The sequence below is a fragment of the Qipengyuania nanhaisediminis genome (assembly GCF_900115585.1).
GTDB lineage: Bacteria > Pseudomonadota > Alphaproteobacteria > Sphingomonadales > Sphingomonadaceae > Qipengyuania > Qipengyuania nanhaisediminis.
Genome location: NZ_FOWZ01000002.1, coordinates 291,875 through 313,803, shown reverse-complemented (window position 1 = coordinate 313,803; position 21,929 = coordinate 291,875). Strand labels below are relative to the sequence as shown.

22 protein-coding genes and 1 tRNA gene are annotated in these 21,929 nt (G+C 61.3%); 8 read left to right on the top strand and 15 right to left on the bottom strand.

Annotation, left to right across the window (positions count from 1 at the left end; all coding sequences use genetic code 11):
* Positions 1-25 precede the first annotated feature (25 nt).
* Complete coding sequence (locus BM173_RS07115; protein ID WP_090479287.1) at positions 26-2,209, top strand: ComEC/Rec2 family competence protein; 2,184 nt, start codon at positions 26-28, stop codon at positions 2,207-2,209.
* A 65-nt stretch (positions 2,210-2,274) separates the two neighbouring features.
* Here the strand turns inward: BM173_RS07115 and lexA are convergent, their stop codons facing one another.
* From lexA to BM173_RS07070, 9 genes are all read right to left on the bottom strand, one after another.
* Entirely contained in the window at positions 2,275-2,979 is a 705-nt protein-coding gene (gene lexA / locus BM173_RS07110) for a transcriptional repressor LexA (RefSeq protein WP_090479283.1), read from the bottom strand.
* Positions 2,980-3,104: 125 nt separating this feature from the next.
* Positions 3,105-3,578: a cyclic pyranopterin monophosphate synthase MoaC gene (gene moaC / locus BM173_RS07105; RefSeq protein ID WP_090479280.1), complete on the bottom strand. Its 474-nt coding sequence runs from the start codon at positions 3,576-3,578 to the stop codon at positions 3,105-3,107.
* Positions 3,575-4,378, bottom strand: coding sequence for an indole-3-glycerol phosphate synthase TrpC (gene trpC / locus BM173_RS07100; RefSeq protein ID WP_090479277.1), 804 nt, complete (start codon positions 4,376-4,378; stop codon positions 3,575-3,577). Before trpC ends, moaC begins: the two co-directional genes overlap by 4 nt.
* Positions 4,375-5,367, bottom strand: coding sequence for an anthranilate phosphoribosyltransferase (trpD, locus tag BM173_RS07095; RefSeq protein ID WP_090479274.1), 993 nt, complete (start codon positions 5,365-5,367; stop codon positions 4,375-4,377). The genes trpC and trpD overlap by 4 nt, the downstream gene beginning before the upstream one ends.
* Positions 5,364-5,978: an anthranilate synthase component II gene (locus BM173_RS07090; RefSeq protein ID WP_090479271.1), complete on the bottom strand. Its 615-nt coding sequence runs from the start codon at positions 5,976-5,978 to the stop codon at positions 5,364-5,366. Before BM173_RS07090 ends, trpD begins: the two co-directional genes overlap by 4 nt.
* Before the next feature lie 59 nt (positions 5,979-6,037).
* Positions 6,038-7,000, bottom strand: coding sequence for a prolyl aminopeptidase (gene pip / locus BM173_RS07085; protein WP_090479269.1), 963 nt, complete (start codon positions 6,998-7,000; stop codon positions 6,038-6,040).
* Complete coding sequence (locus BM173_RS07080; RefSeq protein WP_090479266.1) at positions 6,990-7,841, bottom strand: phosphodiester glycosidase family protein; 852 nt, start codon at positions 7,839-7,841, stop codon at positions 6,990-6,992. Before BM173_RS07080 ends, pip begins: the two co-directional genes overlap by 11 nt.
* Positions 7,838-9,352 carry an anthranilate synthase component I gene (gene trpE / locus BM173_RS07075; protein WP_090479263.1) on the bottom strand — a complete coding sequence of 505 codons (1,515 nt, stop codon included), beginning with the start codon at positions 9,350-9,352 and terminating at the stop codon, positions 7,838-7,840. Before trpE ends, BM173_RS07080 begins: the two co-directional genes overlap by 4 nt.
* 8 nt (positions 9,353-9,360) lie before the next feature.
* Positions 9,361-11,298, bottom strand: coding sequence for a peptidylprolyl isomerase (locus BM173_RS07070; protein WP_090479260.1), 1,938 nt, complete (start codon positions 11,296-11,298; stop codon positions 9,361-9,363).
* 214 nt (positions 11,299-11,512) lie between these two features.
* On the opposite strand from BM173_RS07070, the gene tpiA reads away from it, so the two are divergent.
* The 3 genes from tpiA to BM173_RS07055 all read left to right on the top strand — a co-directional run bounded on the left by tpiA (position 11,513) and on the right by BM173_RS07055 (position 14,446).
* Entirely contained in the window at positions 11,513-12,274 is a 762-nt protein-coding gene (gene tpiA / locus BM173_RS07065; protein WP_090479257.1) for a triose-phosphate isomerase, read from the top strand.
* Positions 12,275-12,350: 76 nt separating this feature from the next.
* The gene (gene secG, locus BM173_RS07060) at positions 12,351-12,710 is read left to right on the top strand and encodes a preprotein translocase subunit SecG (protein WP_090479255.1); all 360 of its coding nucleotides are present in this window, start codon (positions 12,351-12,353) and stop codon (positions 12,708-12,710) included.
* A gap of 101 nt (positions 12,711-12,811) precedes the next feature.
* Positions 12,812-14,446 (top strand): CTP synthase, encoded by a 1,635-nt coding sequence (locus BM173_RS07055; RefSeq protein ID WP_090479252.1) that lies wholly within the window; start codon positions 12,812-12,814, stop codon positions 14,444-14,446.
* Between the two features lie 330 nt (positions 14,447-14,776).
* On the opposite strand, the gene BM173_RS07050 is transcribed toward BM173_RS07055, so the two are convergent.
* Positions 14,777-15,244 carry an Hsp20 family protein gene (locus BM173_RS07050; RefSeq protein WP_090479249.1) on the bottom strand — a complete coding sequence of 156 codons (468 nt, stop codon included), beginning with the start codon at positions 15,242-15,244 and terminating at the stop codon, positions 14,777-14,779.
* A 170-nt stretch (positions 15,245-15,414) separates the two neighbouring features.
* Here BM173_RS07050 and grxC point away from each other — a divergent pair, with 170 nt between their 5' ends.
* From grxC to BM173_RS07030, 4 genes are all read left to right on the top strand, one after another.
* Complete coding sequence (gene grxC, locus BM173_RS07045; RefSeq protein ID WP_090479245.1) at positions 15,415-15,681, top strand: glutaredoxin 3; 267 nt, start codon at positions 15,415-15,417, stop codon at positions 15,679-15,681.
* Positions 15,678-16,493 carry a carbon-nitrogen hydrolase family protein gene (locus tag BM173_RS07040; RefSeq protein WP_090479242.1) on the top strand — a complete coding sequence of 272 codons (816 nt, stop codon included), beginning with the start codon at positions 15,678-15,680 and terminating at the stop codon, positions 16,491-16,493. The genes grxC and BM173_RS07040 overlap by 4 nt, the downstream gene beginning before the upstream one ends.
* Positions 16,494-16,499: 6 nt before the next feature.
* A complete protein-coding gene (locus tag BM173_RS07035) occupies positions 16,500-16,976 on the top strand; it encodes a DUF1178 family protein (protein WP_090479240.1) in 477 nt (158 codons plus the stop codon).
* Positions 16,977-17,014: 38 nt separating this feature from the next.
* Positions 17,015-17,091, top strand: a tRNA-Arg gene (locus tag BM173_RS07030).
* Positions 17,092-17,093: 2 nt separating this feature from the next.
* Here BM173_RS07030 and BM173_RS07025 read toward each other — a convergent pair.
* The 5 genes from BM173_RS07025 to hppD all read right to left on the bottom strand — a co-directional run bounded on the left by BM173_RS07025 (position 17,094) and on the right by hppD (position 21,895).
* Positions 17,094-18,269, bottom strand: coding sequence for an MFS transporter (locus BM173_RS07025; RefSeq protein WP_090479233.1), 1,176 nt, complete (start codon positions 18,267-18,269; stop codon positions 17,094-17,096).
* Positions 18,266-19,180: a haloalkane dehalogenase gene (locus BM173_RS07020; protein WP_090479229.1), complete on the bottom strand. Its 915-nt coding sequence runs from the start codon at positions 19,178-19,180 to the stop codon at positions 18,266-18,268. The genes BM173_RS07025 and BM173_RS07020 overlap by 4 nt, the downstream gene beginning before the upstream one ends.
* A gap of 61 nt (positions 19,181-19,241) precedes the next feature.
* Positions 19,242-20,120 carry a mechanosensitive ion channel family protein gene (locus BM173_RS07015; protein WP_090479226.1) on the bottom strand — a complete coding sequence of 293 codons (879 nt, stop codon included), beginning with the start codon at positions 20,118-20,120 and terminating at the stop codon, positions 19,242-19,244.
* 84 nt (positions 20,121-20,204) lie between these two features.
* Positions 20,205-20,777 (bottom strand): VOC family protein, encoded by a 573-nt coding sequence (locus BM173_RS07010; protein ID WP_090479223.1) that lies wholly within the window; start codon positions 20,775-20,777, stop codon positions 20,205-20,207.
* Entirely contained in the window at positions 20,774-21,895 is a 1,122-nt protein-coding gene (gene hppD, locus BM173_RS07005) for a 4-hydroxyphenylpyruvate dioxygenase (RefSeq protein WP_090479221.1), read from the bottom strand. The genes BM173_RS07010 and hppD overlap by 4 nt, the downstream gene beginning before the upstream one ends.
* Positions 21,896-21,929: the final 34 nt, after the last annotated feature.

Here is a 21,929-nt window from a genome sequence, read left to right as displayed (position 1 = left end):
CTTTTCTTTCCTTTCAAAGACTTCCATGGCGATAGAGGGAACGCCACAGGTGCCGTTTGGCGAGCCGGACGGCATCGCCGATGTTGCAGTGCAGCGCCCTTGGCGCATGCGCGCTGTCTTGTCCAGAACGGGTGAGGCCGCAGAGAGGTTTCTGACAGCCTCGTCATTCGACCGCGGGCCCTGGATTACGGTAGCTTTTGCAGCAGGGATCGGGGTCTGGTTCTTGCTTGATAACCGCTGGCAATGGTCGGTTGCCATGGGTGCTGCCGTGCTGGCGGCCCTGGCTGCGATAGCCGTGTGGCGTGGGCGGGATGATCGCGCGGCCTTACGGCTCGCCGTTACTGTCCTTTCCGTCGCTTTCGCCCTTGGCATGGCGACTGTGTGGAGCAAGTCGGAACTTGTCGGCGCAGCTGCAATCGAACGTCCGGCCGTAGTCAGTCTCGATGCCCGCATTCTCGAGCGCGAAGAGCAACCGGCCGAAGAACGCGTTCGCCTGACCCTTGCGGCAAGGGATGCAGAGGCTGGCCGGCCGATCAAGGTGAGGGTGAACGTACCTCTCGAGAAAGACATGGGCGAGCTTGAGGAGGGCGCTCGCGTTCGCCTCAAGGCTCAGCTGATGCCACCTCCTGCGCCGATCCTGCCCGGCGCCTATGATTTCGCGCGCGCGGCTTGGTTCAAGGGGCTGGCGGCGACCGGCTCCGTGGTCGGGGAGATAGAACTGGTCGAACAGGCCGGTAATCGCAATTCGCCGATCGCGCAGGCACAACGCTTCCTTTCCGACCACGTCCGATCCAGGCTCGATGGAGCGCCGGGCACGATCGCAGCGGCATTCGCAAGCGGCGATCGCGGCGGCATATCAGCCGTGGATGAAGACGCCATGCGTGACGCGGGCTTGACCCACTTGCTGTCGATCAGCGGGTTGCATGTCAGTGCAGTTATCGCGGCTGCCTACTTCCTCGCCAGCAAGCTCTTTGCCTTGTGGCCATGGTTTGCCCTGCGGGTCCGCCTGCCACTGGTTGCGGCGGCGGTCGGCGCGGGGGCGGGGATCGCCTATACCTTGCTGACCGGCGCGGAGGTCCCGACCGTGCGCAGCTGTATTGGAGCGATGCCGGTGCTCGGTGCGCTGGCCCTGGGACGTGAACCCTTATCGATGCGCATGGTCGCTGTGGCCGCTGCGGCCGTCCTGTTCGCTTGGCCAGAGGCGCTGGTCGGACCCAGCTTCCAGATGAGCTTTGCGGCGGTTATTGCGATCATCGCGCTGCACAATTCAGAGCCGATACGGGCTTTTCTGGCGCCGCGGGAAGAGAGCCGCGCGAGGTGGCTGGCGCGGCGTACAGTGATGCTCTTCGTGACAGGGCTTGTCATCGAAATTGCCCTGACACCCGTGGTGCTTTTCCACTTCCATAGGGCAGGCCTCTACGGCGCGTTTGCCAACGTTCTCGCCATTCCGCTGGTCACCTTCGTCTCGATGCCCCTAATCGCGATCGCGCTGTTGCTCGACATGGTCGGGGCAGGGGCACCGTTCTGGTGGCTTGTAGGCGTGTCGCTCGACCTATTGCTCGACCTCGCTCACTTCACTGCATCCCAACCAGGAGCGGTGAAACTGGTGCCGCATATGGGGCTGGGTATCATCGCCCTCTTCGTAGCAGGAGGGCTGTGGCTGGCGCTGTGGCGGGGCAAGGCGCGGCTATGGGGCCTCATCCCGGCAGCACTGGCTGCGCTGGTTCTGGCTGTATCGCCCGTGCCGGATATTCTCGTGACGCGCGATGGCGGAAACCTAGGTCTCGTCGATGAAAGGGGCAATCTCTTCGTCCTGCGAGGTGCACCGGGCACCTATGCGCGTACCAACATCGTCGAGCTTGCCGGGAGCGAGATAGAACCCCGGAATATCCGTGCCTATGAGGGTGCCAATTGCAGTGCCGATTTTTGCACGATCGGGCGGAAGACCAGTGAGAGGGAGTGGATTGTTCTTGTTGCGCTAAACAAGCAGCGCATCGACGAGCGCCAATTGGCCGCAGCGTGCGAACTCTCGGATATCGTTGTCGCGGACCGCTGGTTGCCACGTAGCTGCATGCCGCGCTGGCTGAAAGTGGATCGGCGCTATCTCGAGCGTAATGGCGGCGTCTCGATCTACCTGGAGGACGAGCAAGTCCGCACCGTGGCATCATCGCAAGGCGATCATGGCTGGTGGCAACCCGCCCAAGATTGACGAAACCCAAAGAGAAAGGGCGCCTTGCTGGACGCCCTTTCAAAAATTCAAATTATAGATGGGTCTCAGTGGTAGCGACGCAGGAGGCCTGCCAGCTTGCCCTGAACCTGCACACGGTTCGCTTCGTAGACTTGCGGGTCGTAGGCTCCATTGGCCGGATCCAAGCGGATCATCGGTCCTTCTTTGCGCAGGTACTTGAGAGTGGCTTCCTCGTTATCGACCAGTGCCACGACGATTTCCCCGTCGCGGGCCGAATCGGCCCTGCGGACGAGGGCAAAGTCGCCATCGAAGATACCCGCTTCGATCATCGAGTCGCCCGACACTTCCAGCGCGTAGTGATCGCCCGGTCCGAGCAGTGCTGCGGGTACCGGCATGCTCGACTGGCCTTCAATCGCTTCGATCGGGGCGCCGGCCGCGATCCGGCCGTGCAGCGGAACTTCGATGATATCGTTCGCAGGTGAGGGCGCCACTGTCTTTGCGGCGTGGGCCGCGAGAATAGAGTCGTTCGCCGCGGGAGCGGGCGAGGGTGCGGGAGCATTCGATCCTGTCACCGCGTCTTCGGGCAGCTTGATGACTTCCAGGGCGCGCGCACGGTTCGGCAAGCGCCGAATAAAACCGCGTTCTTCCAGGGCCGAGATCAGCCGGTGAACGCCAGACTTGCTCTTGAGATCGAGGGCTTCCTTCATCTCTTCGAACGAAGGCGAAATACCGGTGTCTTCCAGCTTTTGCTGGATGAAGCGGATCAGTTCATGCTGCTTTGCGGTCAGCATAGGTCACTCCCATATTCCTGTTCACAACCTTGTGAACGAATGTGGAACAATTAGGCAACCAATTTTCGCAAGTCAAGCAATTCAGCCATTTCGGAGGTGATTGCAGCGGAACAACCGTTCCCGTTTCAGTCCCGGGCGTGCCAGTCGCCGGATTTGCCACCGGTCTTGGCGATCAGGCGGATGCCGTCGATCCGCATTCCCTTATCGAGCGCCTTGCCCATGTCGTATAGGGTGAGCAAGGCGACGCTCGCGGCGGTCAGCGCCTCCATCTCCACTCCGGTCTTTCCGCTAAGCGAGGCTGTAGCAACGACCCGTATGCCTTCGTCTTCAGGGTGGAACTCGATCGACACAGCTTCGAGACCCAGCGTGTGGCACAGCGGGATCAACTCACCGGTCTTCTTCGCCGCCATGATACCCGCAATGCGGGCGGCGGCGATTGCGTCACCCTTGGGCAGATCGCCTTGCGTGATCGCTGCAAGGGCTTCGGTTGTCATGAGGATACGGCCTTCGGCTGTCGCGGAACGCCGCGTCACCTGCTTGTCCGATACGTCGACCATGTGGGCCGCGCCGTCGTCATCGAGATGGGTAAGCTTGCTCATGCCTTTGCCGCTTGTTCGCCATGTAACAGGCGCCGAGTAGCCAATTCCACATCGGCTTGTCTCATGAGGCTTTCTCCAACGAGGAAGCTCTTTACGCCCGCTTGGGCCAGTCGCAGGCAGTCGTCATGCGTGAAAATGCCGCTTTCACCGACAAGCAAGGCGTCCTGAGGCGCCAATGACGCCAGCCGTTCGGTGGTCGCGAGATCAGTCTCGAAGGTCTTCAAATTGCGGTTGTTCACGCCGAGCAGGCGCGACTGGAGGCGAGCGGCACGGGCGAGCTCTTCCTCGTCATGTACTTCGACCAGAACATCCATGCCGCGCTCGATTGCCGCAGCTTCGATTTCTTCCATCTGGCCGTTTTCCAGCGCAGCCACGATGATGAGGATGGCGTCGGCTCCGAGTGCGCGGGCCTCGGCGACTTGCCAAGGGTCGACCATGAAATCCTTGCGGAGCACAGGCAGGTCGCAGGCTGCGCGCGCTTCGATCAGGTAGTCTTCGTGGCCCTGGAAATAGGGCGCATCGGTAAGGACCGACAGGCAGCTTGCCCCGCCGGAGGCGTATGCACGGGCGTGATCCGCAGGAGAAAAATCGGCACGTATCAGGCCCTTGGACGGCGAAGCTTTCTTGATCTCCGCGATCAGGCCGAAGCCGGTTTGCTGGGCCGTTTCGAGAGCTCTCATGAACCCGCGCGGTTCGCTCCGCTCGCGTGCACTCTTGTCCAGATCGTCGAGCGAGGCGGCCTTGCGGCGATCCGCCACCTCCAGTCGCTTGGTGGCGCAGATTTCGTCGAGCTTGTTCATTGGGCGAGCTCGATCCAGTCGGTCAGCAGCTTGCGCGCACGACCGCTGTCGATGGCCTCGGCCGCCATTTCGGCAGCTTCGGTCCAGTCGTCCGATTTCCCCGCCACGATCAGGGTAGCGGCGGCATTGAAGAGAACCGCGTCGCGATATGCTCCGGGGGTCCCGAAGAGAAGCGCTTCCAGGGCTTTCGCATTATGCAGCGGATCGCCTCCACGGATGGCTTCGACCGGGGCATGGGCGAGGTTGGCCTGAACTGCGACGACGCGGCGCATTTCGAAATCATGGTCGCGCACATCGGCAAGTTCGTTACCGCCGGCGAGCGAGAGTTCGTCGAGGCCTTCGTCTCCGGACACGATAAAGCTGCGCTCGGTGCCGAGAGTGGCCTTTGCGCGCGCATAGATCGGGACATAGGCTGGACGGGCGATGCCGATAAGTTGGCGCTTAACGCCAGCCGGATTGGACAGCGGTCCCATCAGGTTGAAGATCGTGCGTACACCCAGCTTTTGGCGGATGGGCTGGATACGCCCCATCGCCGGGTGGTGGTTCTTCGCGAACAGGAAGCAGATGCCGAGTTTCTCAAGCGTCTTCTCGGCGGTGCGGCCGACTGCATCCATGTCGAGGCCGAGAGCTTCCAGCGTATCGGCTGCGCCGGACTTGGAACTTGCGGCGCGATTGCCATGCTTGGCGACGGGCACGCCGCAGGAAGCGACGACCAAGCTGACCGCGGTCGAGACATTCAGCGTGTGGTGGCCGTCACCGCCGGTGCCGCAGCAGTCGACAGTGCCTTCGGGCGCTTCGATCGGGATCAGGCGGGCACGCAACGCACGGGCCGCGCCTGCGATTTCCTCCGCCGTCTCGCTCCGCGCGGACATATCTACGAGAAAGCGAGCGATCTCGTCGTCGCTGGTTTCGCCATCGAGGATCCAGCCGAAAACCTCTTCGGACTGTGCCGCATCGAGATGGGTATCTGCAGAGGGGAGCTGTTTCATGCCGGAACCTTGGCGGGAATACCGCAAATCTTGAGGAAGTTCGCGAGCAAGGCATGGCCGTGCTCCGTCGCAATGCTTTCAGGGTGGAACTGGACGCCGTGAATGGGGAGCTCGCGGTGGCGGAAACCCATCACGCTGATCCCGTCGAGGCCCGGGGTTTCGCTATGCGCATTCGCTAGCAGGGTGTCGGGAATGTCTTCTACCACGAGCGAGTGATAACGGGTCGCGAGGAAGGGCGAGGGCAGACCTTCGAAAACACCTGTAGCGTCGTGCGTGACCGGGCTGGTCTTGCCATGCATCAAGCCGCCGCGAACGACCTTGCCGCCGAAATGCTGACCGATGGCCTGATGCCCGAGGCACACCCCGAGGAGGGGTTTTCCCGCATCGGCCGCAGCAGCGACGAGATCGAGGCTCACGCCCGCCTCGTTCGGGGTGCACGGGCCCGGCGAAATCAGGAAACCGGCAGCACCGCTATCCAGCGCCTGGGCAGCGGTGATCGCATCATTGCGAACGACTTCGACCTCGGCCCCCAGCTCCATAAGGTAATGGACGAGATTGAAGGTGAAGCTGTCGTAATTGTCGACGACGAGGATAGAGCGGTTTTCGGTCATTCGGCTCGTCAATGGCTGGGCAGGCGACGGGTTTCAAGCAAGCTTTGCGTCGCGCGGCGTCAGGCCTGCTTGCCGGCCAGTTCGTCGGTCGCGCGCACGAGCCCGTCGACTATGCCCGGCTCGCTCGCGCTGTGACCGGCATCGTGGACAATGTGCAGCTTGGCTTCGGGCCACGCTTTCTTGAGTGCCCAGGCGCTGGTCGGCGGGGTACAGATGTCGTGACGCCCTTGCACGATGATGCCCGGTATCCCGGCAATCTTGCCGAGATCGCGGAGCAGCTGCGCTTCTTCGAGGTAGAAGTCATTGAGGAAGTAGCGCGCACAAATACGTGCGAAGGGCAGCGCCTTGGAAGCATCGGCAAAGCTTTCCAGCAGGTCTTCGTTGGGAAGCAGCGTTGCCACCTGTCCTTCCCAGATCGACCATGCTTTCGCCGCGGTGAGACGGGTTTCTTCGTCTTCGCTGGTCAGGCGTGCGTAATAGGCTTTGACCAGGTCTTCGCGTTCGTCCTCGGGGATGATGGAGATGAAATCGTCCCAGGCTTCCGCCATGATCTGGCTCGCGCCGTAACTGTACAGCCAGCTCTTTTCCTGCGCACGGGCAAGGAAAACGCCGCGCAGGACAAGTTCGCTAACCCGCTCGGGGTACTTCTGCGCATAGGCGAGCGCCAGCGTAGAACCCCAGCTGCCACCGAATGCCTGCCATTTCTCGTGGCCGCACATTTCGCGCAGGCGCTCGATGTCCTCGACGATCCGCCAGGTATCGTTGTTTTCGATCTCGGCGAAGGGAAGTGACTTTCCGCAGCCGCGCTGGTCGAACAGCAAGACGTCGTAAAGTTCCGGGTCCCACTGGCGCCGATGGTCGGGACTCATCCCGCCGCCCGGTCCACCGTGGAGGAATACCGCAGGCTTCGCCCCCGGTGTGCCGACGCGCTCATAATAGAGCGAATGGCCTTCGCCCACGTCGAGCATGCCGGTCTCGTAGGGCTCGATCTCGGGATAGAGCGTCCGCAGATCATTCCTCATCGGGAATATCCTTTCTCTCGACCAGCACGATGGGACCGATCGGAGCGCCGGTATCGAGCCGATCCGTCGCGGGGTTCCACAGTGCCGAGACGTTTCCGTCCAGGAACAGCGCGTTGGTTGCGTTGAGTTCGTCCTTGAAGAAGCGGGCCAGCTTCCCGAACGAAAGCGGGGCGTTGGAAATCACGAAGTGCGCGCGCCCCCGTTCGTCGACGCCGACGCCATTGCGAACGTAGCGCGACGGTCCGTTCTGGGTAATTTCGGGATGTATCTTGCCATCGATGACCAGCATCGGCCCGGATTGGGTGCCGAATTCGGGGCGGTCGGACACATTGGCGAGAAAATCCTCGGTCGTGCGGATTTCCCACTTGTCGCCGCTACCGAAGAAGACCCCGTTCGGCTTCATGTGGAAGTTGCCTTCCCCGTCCGCCGTATTGAGGGTCTTGAGACGCTGCGAATTGACGACGAAGTAGCCGATCGGCCTGCCGTCATCGCCAAACATTCCCGCATTCATCGCGAAGGCGAGCCCGTCGGCCCCTCGAGACCGGGAGTAGGCCGTCAGGCTGCGATAGGGTTCTCCACCGTCAGGCCCAAGCGTCATGGCAATCCGGTGACGCGACGGCACCGCGAGGCAATGCGTAAGCGAGGTGTCTTCGAAGATGATCGAACGGCACGCGCTTTCGACTTCCGATGCAACGGAAGGCGCTTCGGACGGAGAGGCAGTCGCAGCGGGCGACGCTCCGGGCTGACCGTCGATACGCGTACGCGTTACCGGCTCACCTGCCGGCGGCGGTTCGCAAGAGGAAAGGATCAGGGCTGGAAGTGCGACCAGAAGATATTTCATTGACCGTAACCGGGTTCCTTGGCGAGGCGGATGGCATCGCGTGCTGCTGCAAATAGCGCACCTGCCTTGGCTTCGCATTCTCGTTGTTCGTAGCGGGGATCGCTGTCGGCCACTATTCCCGCGCCGGCCTGGACGTGCATGGTCCCGTCCTGGATGACTGCGGTCCTCAGTACGATGCAGCTGTCGAGCGTGCCGTCGGGTGCGAAGTAGCCGACACCGCCGGCATATGCGCCGCGCTTGGCAGGTTCGAGGTCTGCAATGATTTCGCAGGCACGGACCTTGGGCGCGCCGCTGACCGTTCCGGCGGGAAATCCTGCAAACATGGCGTCGAGCGCGTCGAACTTGCTGGCCAGTTTTCCGGTTACGTTGCTGACGATGTGCATGACATGGCTGTAACGCTCGACAGTATAGCTGTCAGTCACGGTCACAGTCCCGCTTTCCGCAACACGGCCCACATCGTTGCGGCCCAGATCGAGCAGCATGAGGTGTTCGGCCAGTTCCTTAGGATCGGCAAGGAGCGAAGCCTCGGCCTCGCGGTCGAGCGCTGTTGTCGCTCCCCTTGGCCGCGTGCCGGCGATCGGTCGGATCGTAACCTCGTCATCGCGCACGCGTACAAGGATTTCGGGACTTGACCCGACGATCGCGAAGCCCGGCATGTCCAGGAAATAGAGGAACGGCGAAGGGTTCACCCGCCGCAGCGAGCGATAAAGAGCAATCGGCGGCAGCGGAAAAGGCGCGGTGAATCGCTGTGACAATACGACCTGGAAGATGTCGCCTGCCGCGATGTATTCCTTGGCGCGCACAACCATCGCTTCATAATCGTCCGCTGCCATCGTTGACTGCGGTTCGATATCGGGAAGGGCGGATGTGTTCTCGCGAAGTTGGGCAACGGGCGCACCGAGGCGCGCAAGAGCCGTGTCGATCCGGTCCGCAGCGCGGGAGACGGGATCGTCCTCGCCGGTCTGCTCGGGCCACAGGGGCGCGATACAAAACAGTTGGTCCGACAGATTATCGAAAACAAGGATGAGCGTCGGACGGACGAACAGCATATCCGGCACTTCGAGCGGTGCGGACTTGGGCTGCGGAAGCTTCTCGACGAGACCGATCGTCTCGTAACCGAAGTAGCCGACCAGGCAGGCGAGCGCTGGCGGCAGCTCTCCGGGGACGTCGAAGCGGCATTCCGCCAGCAGGCTGCGCAACGCGTCCAGAGTCGACGTGTCACAATCGTCGAACCTGCTCCGGTCCCGCTTCCAGTCGCGATTGATCGCTGCCTTCGCGCCCTCGGCCCGGAAAACAAGATCTGGGTCGAGCCCGAGCAGGCTGTAGCGCCCGCGGACTTCCCCGCCTTCCACGGATTCGAGGAGAAAGTCGCCGCGACCGTCTTCCATCAGGTTCAGCGCCGCACCAACCGGCGTCACCGTATCGGCAACGACCTTGCGCCAAACCAGCGAGGGTCGCCCGGCCTCGAGTTCAGCGCGAGCGTTTTCGACCCCCTCGAGATGCCTGGCCAAGACCGGTCTCAGTTCGGTTCGCCGAGCAATTGACGGCGCACGGCCGCGATTGCATCGGGATTGCGCTCGACACCGACTTCTGCGCGCATCGCGGCGATCATCTGTTCCGAAAGCTCTGCCGCCCAACCCTGCGAGATCTGGCCCTTAGCCTGCGCGATAAGCGGGTCATTCTCCTCCAGCTCGCCGAGCGAGATGTCATCGAGCGCGACGATATACCAGCCCTGGTCCTGGCTGCCTTGAAGCTTCTTCGTGGTGCCCTCTGCCATCGAGAAGAAGAGTGCCAACGGCGCGGGTACCCTCGCATTACGCATCTGCGCGATTTCCTGGCGGGTGATGTTGACACCATCCGGATTGGGAAGTGCAACGTCTTCGGCGGAAAGGGCCGCTGCCAGAGTGGCACCACCCTCTACCCGCTTGAGGACGCGGTCTGCCGCAGCACGCGCGCCTTCGTTGCCGCGTACCCTGCGCCATTCGGCGATCACATTGTCGCGAATTTCTGCCAGAGGTGCGGTTGCCGAAGGCGTGATCGTGGCAACTTCGTAGACAATGAAATTCTGGCCGTCGGGAAGTGCGGCGATCTCGGGTTCGCCTTCATCGATCTGGAAAGCGAAATCGAGAGTTGGAAGCAGTGCTTCAGGCGCGCGCTGCTGCGTTCCGTAAACGAAGCCGGACGCCGTCAGTGCGGGGGTGGACTGGATTTCAAGGTCCAGTTCCTCTGCAACAGCCGTCAGCGAGGCTCCGTCCGCAAGGCGATCCTCGATCGTGGTCGCAAGCTCGGCGATACCGCGCTGACGATTACGTTCGCGCAAGACGTCAGCGATTTCGCCGCGGACCGAAGCAAGGCTTTTTGCTGCTTCCTGGTTCACGTCGTCCACGCGGGCGATATGCCAGCCGAGCGGGCTGCGGGCAGGAGCGGTCAGACCGCCTTCGGAAGCCGAGAAATACGCGTCCGCCACTGCGGCACTCGCCTGCTCACGGACGGTTTCGCGCTCCTGGTTCTCGAGCTGGGCTGTGCGGAAACCCGCCTCGGCAGCAGCAGCGGCAAAGCTCTGACCCGACGATACGCGCTGCGCGATCGCCTCTGCTCCTTGGCGGGTGGAGACGATCAGCTGGGTGAAGCTGCGGGTTTCACGGGCGGCGTAGTCTTCCGCATTCTCGCGGAAATATTCCTGGATCTGGGTATCGCTAGGCTCGATGGTCTCGCCAAGCGCATCTGCACCGAAGCTCGCATAGCGAAGACTGCGGCGTTCCGGACGGACGAACCGCTGGCCGTTTTCGGCATAGAATTCACGAAGCTGCGCATCGGTCGGGTTGCCGGTCGGCGCAAATGCGGCGGCGGGAATGGCCGCTACGAACCCGCGGCGGCGTTCCTTGAACGTACGCGCATAGGTTTCGGCGATGGAATCCGGCACAATCGTTCCGTAGGTGGCCGGAATGACCGATTGGCGGAAGAACAGCGACGTGCGGACCTGCTGGCGCAATTGCGCATCGGTCAGGCTCTGCGCGCTGAGAAACGCCTGGTAGGCACTTTCTTCGAAATTCCCGCTCGGGCCGCGTGCTCCCGGGATCTGCCTGATCTCGCTGTTGACCAGGTTTCGCCCTGCACGCAGGCCGTTTTCTTCGCCCCACGCGATAAGCACATAGCGGTCGATGAGGCCGCCAAGAACATTGTCGAGGCCGTCGCCTGCCAGCAGGGTCTGGATGGTCGCATCCGGATTCTCCTCCCGCACCCGGCGCAGCGCTTCGCTTGCCGCGTCATTGAGCGCCGCGGTGGAGACTTTCTCGTCACCGACAACTGCAACACGATCACCACCTGCAACGCCGCCGAAAGCGCCCGTGCTGGAGACATCCATACTGGCGAAGGCGAAGCCGATCAGGCCGAGAAAGGCGAGGGCGATGGCGAGGCCGACCTTCGTCTTAAAGAAATTCCGGAAAAAAGTGAGCATGACTTGCGGGAATGCCTCTTCGATGCTTTGGAGCGCGCCGCACCCGACTGGGGCACGAAGCGATACCGTTTCGAGCAGGGCGCTTTATCCGCCATGCGACCTCCCCGCAACAGGTGCTGTCCGCTTTTGACGCAATTACAAGCCCGGTCTGGCGATTGCGCGCGCGCTCTCTATATAGCGCCAGCCAGATCTGATGACGTGACAGGAAATTTACATGGCCGATCGGCCCTATATTGTTGGCAATTGGAAAATGAACGGCACGCGTGCCATGCTCAGCGAAGCACGCGCGATCGACCGTGCTGCCCAGCGTTACATGAAGGCGGAAGTCGCCGTCGCACCTCCGTACACGCTGATCCATGCCGTTCATCGCGAAGCGGAGCAGATCGGTGTGGGCGCCCAGGATTGCCATCCCGGAGCAGAAGGCGCGCACACCGGCGATATCTCCGCCACCATGCTTGCCGATGCCGGTGCGAAATTCGTGATCCTCGGGCACAGCGAACGGCGCGGTGCCCACGGCGAATCGAACGATCTTATCAATGCGAAGATCGAAAGCGCCCTGGATGCAGGTCTGCGGATCATCCTGTGCTGCGGTGAGAGCCTGGAGCTTCGCGATTCGGGAAAGGCTGAAGAATTCGTTCTCGGCCAGCTGCGTGCGAGCCTGCCGAAAATCGAAGACGCTGCGGAACGCGTAACCGTCGCTTACGAACCCATCTGGGCGATCGGCACCGGGCGCACTGCCACTCTCGAAGACATCGCTTCGATGCATGCGGCAATCCGCAAACTGCTGGACGAAACCTATGGGCCGGAGCAGTCGGCCGAGGTCCGCATCCTCTATGGCGGTTCGGTCAATCCCGATAATGCGCGCGACATCCTGTCGACTCCGGAAGTCGGCGGCGCACTTGTCGGTGGGGCAAGCCTCTCGGCAGAGAGCTTCCTTGGCATCGTGGTCGCCGCATCCGAGGCAGAGGACGCCTAAGTCGCAAACCTTGCTGTTTCACGTGCGCACGCCTAGATGCTGCGCGTCAAATTCAATTCGATCGAGATAGATACCCATGTTTCTCTTCCTCACCGTCGTTCAGGCGATCGTCGCGGCAGCGCTCGTTGGCGTAATCCTCATGCAGCGCAGCGAAGGCGGCGGATTGGGTATCGGCGGTAGCCCGTCGGGAATGCTTAGTGCGCGCGGTGCGGCGGACTTCCTTACCCGCTCGACTAAGTGGCTGGCGGTGGCATTCGTCGTACTGTCCATCGCATTGGCTGCCATGGCTGTCGAAGGCGTTGGCGTGGACGGCGTGGAATCGACCCTCGATCGTTCGGTCACACCTGCCGAGACCGTTGATCCGCTGGGCGGCCCGGGCGCGGCACCGGCACCGGACGCTGCACCTGCAGAGCCGGTCGACCCGCTGGCCGACTAAGCCAAAAACAACCTATTTCGCTGGCGTCTGTGGACGGCGCGCATTTCTGCGCGTCTTTATCCTTGCGCCGACTCACTCCCCACGCTTAAGGCCCAACTCCCATGGCGCGGTATATTTTCATCACCGGCGGCGTGGTCTCCTCGCTCGGCAAAGGTCTCATGGCTGCGAGCCTCGCAGCGCTTCTTCAGGCGCGCGGGTACAAGGTCCGCATCCGCAAATTCGATCCCTATCTCAATGTCGATCCGGGCACGATGAGCCCGTATCAGCATGGCGAAGTCTATGTAACGGACGACGGGGCTGAGACCGATCTCGATCTCGGTCACTACGAACGCTTCACTGGCGTTTCGGCCCACCAGGGCGACAACATCACCTCTGGCAGGGTGTACCAGCAGATCATCGCTAAGGAACGCCGCGGCGATTACCTCGGCGCGACGGTGCAGGTGGTCCCGCACGTGACCGATGCGATCAAGGAGTTCGCGCTGGCAGGGCAGGACGATCACGATTTCATCCTGTGCGAAATCGGCGGCACGGTCGGCGATATCGAGAGCCTTCCGTTCATGGAAGCGATCCGCCAACTGCGTAACGAGCTGGAGCCGATGCAGTCGCTCAGCGTTCACGTGACGCTGGTGCCTTACATCGCGGCTGCAGGTGAATTGAAGACGAAGCCGACGCAGCACTCAGTGCGCGAACTCGCCAGCCTCGGGATCAAGCCCGACGTGCTGCTCTGCCGCGCGGAACATCCCATTCCCGACGGCGAACGCCAGAAAATCGCGAACTTCTGCAACGTGCGCAAGGAAGCGGTCATTCCCGCTCTCGATGCGCCGTCGATCTATTCAGTGCCGCTGCAGTATCACGGGGAAGGTCTCGACACGGAAGTCCTGCGCGGCTTCGGCATTACCGATGCGCCCGAACCGGACCTGTCCCGCTGGTACGATGTGGTGGACCGCCACTCCAATCCCGAAGGCGAAGTCACGATCGGTGTGGTCGGCAAATATGTCGGTCTGCAAGACGCCTACAAGTCGCTGAACGAGGCGCTGGTCCATGGTGGGATGGCGCACCGCGTCAAGGTCAACATCAAGTGGATCGATGCCGAGGTCTTCGAACAGGGCGACAGCGATATCGCAGCCCAGCTCGAGCCGATGCACGGCATCCTGGTGCCCGGCGGCTTCGGGGAACGCGGCAGCGAAGGAAAGATTGCCGCCGTACGCTTCGCTCGCGAACGCAAGGTGCCGTTCCTTGGCATTTGCCTCGGCATGCAGATGGCGTGCATCGAAGGCGCGCGTTCCGCCGGGTTCGAAAAGGCCAGCTCGACCGAGTTCGGCAGCACGGAAGAACCGGTGGTCGGTATCATTACCGAATGGATGACGCAGGAAGGCCTGGAAAAGCGCGAAGCGGGCGGGGACCTGGGCGGAACCATGCGCCTCGGCGCCTATGACGCTAAGCTTGCTGCGAACAGCCACGTTTCGGCGATCTATGGCGGGAAGAACGAAATTTCCGAGCGGCATCGTCATCGCTACGAGGTCAACGGCGCCTATATCGAGCCGCTGGAAAAACAGGGCCTCATTTTCTCGGGCATGTCACCCGATGGATTGCTTCCCGAGATCGTCGAACGTCCGGACCATCCGTGGTTCGTCGGCGTGCAGTTCCATCCGGAGCTGAAGTCGAAACCCTTTGATCCTCATCCACTTTTTGCCGGATTTATCGGGGCGGCACTGGATCAGGAACGCCTCGTCTAAAAAAAATTTGCGACTACTATGTGAGCGTAAACACTTGTTTTCTCACATGTCGTTTTTCTACAAATTGTATGGGCGCGACACTAAGGCTCCCTCTCTGCCGAGAGGGGGTCTTTATCTTTTGTTGCATTTGATGCAGACCCTACTGAGTACAGAGGTCGCGGACCCTTGAATTTACAGACTAACGCTGCGCCAGCAAGCGGTGGGCTTGCCTCGAGTTCGGTTGTCTTCTGCGACCCGGACGGCCGAATTAGGGGCTCGGCGGCGCTAGACGTCGCGGGGGCGACACCTTCGGGTGCCGCCCCCTTTCGTTTCAGACGTTCAAACGAAGGATCAGGCAGCAGCGCTGTCGTCGTCATCCTTGACGATTTCGAGCGGCTTCTGACCGCCGATCGCGATCTTCTTGGGCTTCATCGCCTCCGGCACTTCCCGAACGAGATCGATGACGAGCATGCCGTCCTTTAGATCGGCATTTTCAACGCGCACGTAATCCGCGAGGTCGAAACGGCGTTCAAAGCCGCGGTTCGCGATGCCGACGTGCAGCATGTCGCCTTCGGGCTGGTCGTCGCGCTTGCGTCCGTGGATCGTCAGCAGGTTCTGTTGCGCGGTGATATCGAGGTCTTCGGGACGGAAGCCCGCGACTGCCAGCGTGATGCGATATTCGTCATCGTCGCGGCGCTCGATATTGAAAGGGGGATAGTTATCGCCGCCGGCATTACGAGCCTGGCGTTCCATCAGGTCGAACAGGCGGTCGAAACCGACGGTGGAACGGCGATAGGGTGTGGTATCAAAACGGTTCATCGAAACAAATCCTCTGTTGAGCAATTTGACAATATGAGGAGCCCGAAACCGGCGCTCCGATATCGCTACCTCGTGCAGCGACAGAACCAAGATAGTCAGCGACCAAACGCTTTCAAGCCGCCCGCCTGTCAGCTAAGTCGTTCTTCCACACAAGCCCTGAAGGACACCCGATGAGCCACCCCAAGATCGATATTTACACCAAGTTCGGCTGTGGCTTCTGTTATCGCGCGAAGAGCCTGCTCGACAGCAAAGGTGCCGAATACGCGGAACACGACATCACGATGGGCGGCCCCAAGCGCGACGAGATGCTCGAGCGCGCGCCCAACGCGCGAACGGTGCCGCAGATATTCATCGGCGAAACCTACGTCGGCGGATCGGATGAACTTGCCGCGCTCGAGCGGGCGGGCAAGCTGGACGCGCTGCTGGCTGCAGAATGACCCGGATCGCCCTGTTCCAGTCGACTACCGGTATAGACCCGTCGCGCAATGCTGCTGCGTTGGTCGAGGCGGTCGGTTCGGCAGCCGGGGGCGGGGCACAGATGCTTTTCACTCCCGAAATGTCGGGGCTGCTCGATCGCGATCGCAAGCGAGCTGCGGGCAATATCGTGCATGAGAGCAGCGATCCGGTCCTCGCCGCTGTGAGGAACGAGGCAGCGAAGCGCGGGCTTTGGGTCCATCTCGGTTCGCTTGCAGTCGAGGCGGGGGAAGGCAAGTGGGCCAACCGCGCCTTCGTGATCAATGAGACCGGCGAAATCGCGGCGCGTTACGACAAGATGCACATGTTCGACGTCGATCTGGATAGCGGGGAGAGTTGGCGGGAATCGAACGCCTACCAGCCCGGCGACAGGGTCGTCACCGTCGATTGTCCGGTGGGTAAGCTGGGCCTGACGATCTGTTACGATCTTCGCTTTCCCGCACTTTACGAGGCGCTCGGCCGCCTACAATGCGATGCAATCGCTACTCCCGCAGCATTCACGGTTCCCACCGGGAAAGCACATTGGCATGTGATGCAGCGCGCACGCGCCATCGAAGCCAGCGCTTTCGTCATCGCCGCGGCACAGTCGGGCAAGCACGAGGACGGTCGCGAAACCTATGGGCACAGCCTCGTCGTGGACCCCTGGGGCGAAGTCATTCTGGACATGGGTGAGGGCGCAGGTGAACTTGGTTTTGCTCAGATCGATCGCAGCCGCATAGAAACCGTGCGTGCACAGGTGCCGAGCCTTGCCAATCGGCGAGAAATCGCCATTTAGGCGCCCATGATCGTATTCGACCTTCATTGCGACAATGGCCACCGCTTCGAGGGATGGTTCGGGTCTTCTGCCGATTACGACCAGCAGAGGGAACGCGGCCTCCTCGACTGTCCGGAGTGCGGATCGTCCGTGGTGGGCAAAGCCCCCATGGCCCCCGCCGTTCCGGCCAAGGGCAATGCCTCGCAAGTGGCAAGGCCGGTCGAAGAGCCGAAAGCCGAGGCGCAGCTTTCCAACGCACCTATGCCGCCGGAGGTGAAGAAGGCGCTTGAGACGCTTGCGAAAGCGCAGGCCAAGGCACTGGAGAAAAGTACCTGGGTCGGAGACAAGTTCGCCGAGAAAGCGCGGTCCCAGCATTATGGCGAGATCGACGAGACACCCATCCACGGGAAGGCAACGCGTGAAGAGGCAGAGGACCTGGCTTCGGAAGGCATTGCGGTGGCGCCGATCCTTTTCCCGATCGCCCCTCCCGACGAACTCAACTGATTGCCACGAAAAACTCAGGCGCTATACGAAGCGCCGGGGCGCCCGTAGCTCAGTCGGATAGAGCACCAGATTCCTAATCTGGGGGCCACAGGTTCGAATCCTGTCGGGCGCACCATTTCAGCGATTTTTCCTGAAGGAATACGCTGCCAGCGCGGTCAGCACTGCAGAGGAAATCACGAGCGCGAGGCACACGCCGCCCCAGCCGAAGGTGTCATAGATTGCGGTGGCTGTGATGCTGCCGATCCCGCCTCCAACGAACATCAGGACGATGTAGATCGTGGTGAGCCTCGTCCGCAGGTCCGTGGCCAGCGAAAGGAAGGTCATGCGGCCGGTGACGTCGATCCCCGGGCCGACCAGGTTCACCAGTACCAGCGGCACGATCAGCCCCCAGAGCGAACCGCTGAGCGGATAAAACAGGGCGATGCCTATCAACTGGATGCCTGCGAATACCAGTCGTGCCTTGCGCGCTCCAACCACGTCCGCCCAGCGGCCCAGCCGGGGCGTCGAAAAAATGGAGACGGCAGCAATCGCAGCGAGATAGCCCACCGTATCGGTGCCGTATCCCACCTCCGGAGAGGTGAGATAAAGCGCGAGAGCCAACCACAGCGCAATGAATTGCGCGAAATTCAGCGCCTGGATCGCACCGGAAAGAACTACGTCGCGATGCTGCCGAGCGAGCGGGAATACCGAACCCACTAGCGACCAGTACCTGGCCTTGCCTCGCTCGCGTTCTCCGCCCTCCATCAGGTAGGGAAGGGCGATCGTAACGCTGATCATCAGGCCCGTCGCGATCCAGTATACCAGCCGCCAGCCATAGTGCTCCGCTATCCAGCCGGCGCCGACGCGCGCGATGAGAATGCCAAGGATGACCCCAGCCGTCAGCAAGGCGGTGACCTGCCCCAGTCGCTCGGGGGCGACGCGCTTGGATGCGTAAGCGGGCAGGAGGTAGGGAGCGATGGTGAAGAAGCCGAGAGCGGTGGAACCAGCAAGGAACTGCCCGAAAGTGCCCGCCACAGTCATGACCCCAAGGCTGACGGTCTGACCCACCGTAAACGCAATGGTCAGGCGTCTGTTCGAGTACCTGTCGCCCAAGGGGAGCAGGAGCAGGATGCCGAGCGCCAGCGCGAGCTGGTTCAGGGCTGGCACCAGCCCGATCCTTGCCTCGCTGACCCCGAAATAGTCGGCGACCTCGCCGATGATCGGGTGGATGTAATAGGCGTTGGCCGTCACCACCGCCGCGGCGATGGCGAGAAAGTATTGTTGCGAGCGCGTCATCAGCGCGGGCGAGGTCACCCCAGATGGCCCGCTTTACGAGCCATTGCGATCAATCCGGCCGCCAGCTCTTCAGGCTGGTCCTCCTGGCAGAAATGGCCGCAGGTCGGGAGCGTCCGGTGGTCCAGCCCCTTGGCGCCTGCAATGCGTTCGATAAGAAACTTTTCGCTACCCTTTGTGATGGGATCGTCTTCGCCGAATAGCGTGAGGAACGGCCCCTGGAATGCCGCGAGCGCCGGCCAGGCTCGCTTGTTATCTTCCACTCCCGGCATCCCGTCTTCTACCGGGACCAGGCTTGGAAAAGCGCGCGCTGCGGCTTTGGACGGTTCATCTGGAAAGGGAGCGTCATAAGCGGCGATTTCGGCTTCGGTTCGCTCCGTCGCAGTTGCGCGGTCGAGCAAGGCGCCGATGCGAAATTCGGGAGATGACCGGGCGAATTCCCGCCATGCGAGAAATGCCGGGGAGGGGGTGCCGCCAGCTGGAAGGAAGGTATTGCTCGCCACGACGCAGGTGAAGAGGTCTGGATCATGAGCAAGCATCCGCAAGCCTAGCAAACCGCCCCAGTCCTGCACGAACAGGGCAGCCGGGCGCGGTTCTACGGCTGCTCGCCACTGTTTCAACCAATCGACGTGTCGTTCGTAGGTGAAGAACTCGGGATCGTCGGGCTTGTCGCTCTTACCGAAGCCAATGAGGTCCGGAGCGAGTACGCGAAAGCCTGCATCGACGAGGATGGGGATCATCTTGCGATAGAGAAAAGACCAGCTCGGCTCGCCGTGAAACAGAAGAACAGGAGGAGCCGATTTATCGCCTTCGTCGACGTAATGCTGACGCGCGGTGTACCCTTCGCCGAGGTCTATATCGCTCCAGTTCTCGGCGAATGGATAGTCGGGAATGTCGGCGAAGCGATCTGCTGGTGTGCGAAGGATTTTCATCGGGCTCTCCCATCGCCGAAGAGAACGGAAGGCATTCTCAATCGGTTTCTGTTCGCAACCCTTAGGGCGTCGGCTTGCCGCTGTCACCAAGCTGGCTAACCGGCACCGTCTCCTTGAACGTGTGCGTCACATAAGGGAACGGGATCTCGATACCCGCATCGTCCAGCGCTGCCTTGATCGCACGCACCACCTTGTCCTTGCTTTCCCAACCCGAGCGCGGTGTCGAGCCGGCCCACCAGCGCACCAGGAAATCGACCGAGCTGGAATTGAATTCCTGCGCGAAGATGTCGACGCCCTTGCTGGCGAGCACGTCCTCCACATCTTCCACAGCGCGGCGGATCACGTCGGCGGCATGATCGAGATTGGTATCGTAGGAAACTCCGATCACAACATCATGGCGGCGCTGGTCCTCATCGGTAAAGATTTCCACCGGGTTCTTGAACAATATCGAATTGGGAACGACCGTGAGTTCACCAGACAGCTTGCGAACATGGGTTTCACGCAGGGTAATATGCTCCACCTTGCCGGTGATGCCTTCGCACTCGATGATATCGCCGATACGCATTTTCTCGCGCAACATGATGAGAACGCCGGCGAGGAAATTTTCGAAGATGTCCTGGAAGGCGAAGCCGATGGCGACGGCGCCGATCCCTAGGCCGGCGAGCAAGCTGGCCGGCGTGAGGCTGGGGATGACGACGACTGCGGCAATGAACAGACCTACCAGCCAGATGCCGAGGCGCACCAGCGTATCAATGAGGTTCTTGAGGCTGGCGCGGATTTCAGTGCGACCGACGATCGCATCCGAAATCTTCACGGCAAAACGCGCGACAATCCATGTCACGAGCAAGATAATGAGCGCGATTGCGAAGCTGGGCAGCGCCTCTACCAGGCCAGTGCCCATTTCCTGCAGCTGGTCGCGCAGCGTTGCGATGTAATTCACCCGAAGAACTCCCTTTGGGAGGCAACGTCATGCCTCCGGCAGGGTTCCGGAATTGCAAACTATTAGGGTTTGCCAGCCTTAGGCTTAATTGTTGCCGTGTTCTTTGCGCGCGATTTCATGCAGCCAATCGGCGTGGCGAGGGGCCTTTTTCGTCTCGCTCCATTCTTCCAGCATCATCGGGGCAACGCGCTTGAGTTCGGCGTATTGTTCGTCGGTGCCGATATCCGCAGCCAGTTCCACACGGTGACCGTTCGGATCAAAGAAGTAGATCGACTTGAAGATACCATGATGGGTGGGGCCGAGCACATCGATGCCGAGGCTTTCGATGTGGTCCTTGGCCGCCAGCAGTTCCTCTTCCGAGGCGACCTTGAATGCAAGGTGTTGTACCCAGGCCGGAGTGTTCTCGTCGCGGCCCATGTCTTTCTGGTTGGGCAGTTCGAAGAAGGCGAGGATGTTGCCGTTACCCGCGTCGAGGAACACGTGCATGTAGGGATCATACGCTCCGGTCGAAGGCACATGATCCTCGGCGAAGGCAGTGGTGTAATCCATGCCAAGCACCTTGCCGTACCACTCGACGGTCTCTTTTGCGTCCTTGCAGCGATAGGCGGCGTGGTGGACGCCGCCCAGCTTTACGGGATGACGGGCTACGTCGCTCATTCGGCAGGCTCCGCTTCGACGGTCTGCGCGTCCTCTACGCTGAGCACGCCGCGCTTGATCTGGTCGCGCTCCATGCTTTCGAACAGGGCCTTGAAATTGCCTTCGCCGAAGCCGTCGTCGCCCTTGCGCTGAATGAACTCGAAGAAGACCGGACCGACCTGTGCTTCCGCAAAGATCTGGAGCAGGAGGCGCGGAGTGCCGCCTTCGGTGGTGCCGTCCATCAGGATGCCGCGCATCTTGAGGTCTTCGACCTTTTCACCGTGGCCGGGCAGGCGCTCTTCGAGCATTTCGTAATAGGTTTCGGGCGGGGCCGTCATGAAGGGAACGCCGAAGTCCTTCAGCTTGTCCCAGGCCTTTACGAGATCGTCGCAGATAAGTGCGATGTGCTGGATGCCTTCGCCGTTGAATTCGCGCAGGAACTCCTCGATCTGTCCCTTGCCGCCTTCACCTTCTTCGTTGAGCGGGATGCGGATCTTGCCGTCCGGTGCGGTCAGCGCCTTGGAGGTCAGGCCGGTATATTCACCCTTGATGTCGAAGAAGCGGATTTCGCGGAAGTTGAAGAGCGTTTCGTAGTAATCCGCCCAGTACTTCATGCGGCCGTTGTAGACGTTGTGCGTGAGGTGATCGATCACATCGAAGCCGGCGCCTTCCGGGTGCTTCTCCACACCGGGCAGATATTCGAAGTCGATGTCGTAGATCGACATGCCTTCGCCGGCTTCGCTGGAATAGCGGTCGATCAGGTAGACGATCGCTCCGCCAATGCCGCGGATCGCGGGGATGCGCAGTTCCATCGGGCCGGGTTCGTTCGCGACCGGTTCAGCACCACGCTCGATCAGTTCGTCAAAGGCTTTCTTCGCATCGCGGACGCGGAAACCCATGCCGCAGGCAGACGGGCCGTGTTCGCGGGCGAAGAACCACGCGGCACTCTTTGGCTCGTAGTTGAGGATCAGGTTGATCTGGCCCTGGCGCCATAGTTGCACGTCCTTGGAACGGTGGTTCGCCACGTGCGAGAAGCCCATCGCTTCGAAAACCGGCTCTATCACGCCTTTTTCAGGGGCGCAGAATTCGACGAATTCGAAGCCGTCGAGGCCAATGGGGTTTTCGAAAAGATCGGGCATCTCAATCCTCTGTCATCTGAGTTAGTTTCAATAG